At 53.7% G+C, this 2,341-nt stretch carries 1 protein-coding gene; it reads right to left on the bottom strand.

The window, feature by feature from the left end; translation table 11 throughout:
- Positions 1-135: 135 nt before the first annotated feature.
- Positions 136-1,851, bottom strand: coding sequence for an ABC-F family ATP-binding cassette domain-containing protein (locus ACSZPU_RS25085; protein ID WP_499004308.1), 1,716 nt, complete (start codon positions 1,849-1,851; stop codon positions 136-138).
- Positions 1,852-2,341 lie beyond the last annotated feature (490 nt).

The raw sequence follows: 2,341 nt of genomic DNA, 5'->3' as shown, positions 1-2,341 counted from the left end.
CATAAATTAACCTGCTTTTGATGTTGGATTGAACATATCAAAATCAGGCAATTACACAATTTTATGTACAGGCTCGAGCCTTATAGGCGCATCAGAAAAACCTCCGGCTATGCCGGAGGATATTTATTACGTCACTTACACCAATAACTGGTTGATTCTTTCTATTTCCTCTCGCCACTGCGCCTGTAGCAACGGTTTTTGATGCGCCGGTTTACGTGCCAGATCCTGCTCAAGACGACTTTCCAGGGCAATCAACTGCTCCAGTAACGCATCGGTTTCATCAACCCGCACCGTTGATGTCACTTTTGTCGTAGCCAGCGTCTCATCCATCTGTTGTCCCTGACGCAGGCGATCGTAAACTGCCTCAACGTCGTGCCACTCGCTAAACTGGCCCTGTTCAACCAGCCAGAAGCGGTTGCAGCTCTGGCCAATGAGCTCACGGTCATGACTGACGAGCAGCACGCCGCCCGAGAACTGTTGCAGCGTTTGTATCAGCGCCTCTTTACCGCTCATATCCAGATGGTTGGTCGGCTCATCGAGCATCAACAGGTTATAGCGCGCCAGCGACAGGCCAACAAACAGCAGTCGCGAGCGCTCGCCGCCGCTAAGCGTTGCCACTTTTTGCCCGTGGCGAATCCAAGCAAAACCGGCGCTGATAAGCGTCATCTTGCGCAGTTCCGCCGACGGTGTAAACGGCTCCAGTGCTTCCAGAAGCGTAGCGTCGTCCGGCAGTTGCTCCAGCGTCTGGTCGTAATAGCCGGCGTGCAGACGCGGATGGATAGACATCCCCAGAGCAGCAGAATCACTGGCTAACTGACGCCAGATAAGCCGCAGCAGGGAGGATTTCCCGCAGCCGTTTTGCCCGATAATGGCGACCCGATCGCCGGTTTTCACCCGCGCCAGCGGCACGGAAAACAGCGGGGGTAATCCCGGTGCGGCGCTGACAGGCAGGTTTTCCATCTCCAGCAGCCGGTCAGCAATCAGCGGTTCGCCCTGCAGCACCAAACACCATGGTCTTCCTGCCGTCAGCTGCGTCTGGCTTTCTTTCAGGCGTTCCACCTGCTTTTCCATTTGCTTGGCTTTGCGCGACAGATCTTCGTTGTCGTAGACACGTCCCCAGGTAGCCAGCCGTTTGGCACTGCTGGTTACCCGGTCGATCTCCTTTTGCTCCGCTTTGTGGCGCAATGCATCGCTGGCATCCCGCTCTTCCAGCGCCTGACGCGCGGCAGAGCAGGGAAGTGCGAAGTAATGCAGCCGATTATCGCGGAGGATCCAGGTACCATTGGTCACCGCATCAAGGAGCGCCCGATCGTGAGACACCAGCACAAAGCTGCCGGACCAGCGCTGCAGGAATTGCTCCAGCCAGAGCATGGTAGGCAGATCAAGGTGGTTACTGGGTTCATCCAGTAGTAGCAAGTCAGGATCGGATATCAGCGCACGGGCCAGCAACAGACGGGTATGTTGCCCACCGCTGAGGGTTGCCGCTGGTAAGGTGATTTCACGTTCACCGAGTCCCATCCCGGCCAGCAGGGCTTCTGCGCGCCAGCGCTGCGTGTCACGCTCACCCGGTGCGATCCGGGCAAGTACGGCATCAAGCAGGGAGAGATCCCGTAGCGAGTCGGGGAGATGTTGCTCAACCCGCGCCATCAGGCAGTGATTCGCCACGGAAACGCTGCCCGAAGAGGGCAAAACGGTGCCATCAAGGACTTTCAACAGCGTACTTTTGCCGCAGCCATTGTCGCCAATAAGGCCCAGACGGTCGCCTTGTTTCAGGGTAAAGGAGATATCAGAAAATAACGGCCCGAATGCCGTTTCAACACGTAATGATTGCGCAGACAGTAATGTGCTCATTGCTTACTCAAGAGTTACAGGCATAAAAATGCCTCGTCAAACATCGCTGACGATAACCCGGTAAGCCCGAGGGAAGGGATTCAGTTAGCTTCGCTCAAGCCGAAGTTATCGCAGCACGATACCGATAACGCTTGAGCTGGTGCGATCACCAAAAGTACGTGAAACGAGAAAACGTTCACAGTACGACATAATTATCCTCCTTTTATTTTATCCAGTTAATAGGTAGCAGCAGTTTAGCGGGCTTTTATCCAATATGCCAGCGCCGATACCACTATCAGATGTATGGTTATTTACACTATTTTTATACCAGCGCTGTTCCTTTTTACGGGCTCTTTATATTGCTTATTTTATGCTGGTTTCATCGCCGCAAGGCCTGAATGAAAGAAACCCATGAACTCACTGATGAACTTTACCTCGCGAATTCAGATAATAAGTGCAACGCTCGGACATGATTGTGGAGAGTGTAGGAGGAAGGGTTAACTACCGATAA

This window comes from Phytobacter sp. V69 (genome assembly GCF_965644215.1).
In the GTDB taxonomy this organism is placed as follows: domain Bacteria; phylum Pseudomonadota; class Gammaproteobacteria; order Enterobacterales; family Enterobacteriaceae; genus Phytobacter.
The sequence above is the reverse complement of the archived record's forward strand: the minus strand, read 5'-3'. Positions and strand labels throughout refer to the sequence as shown.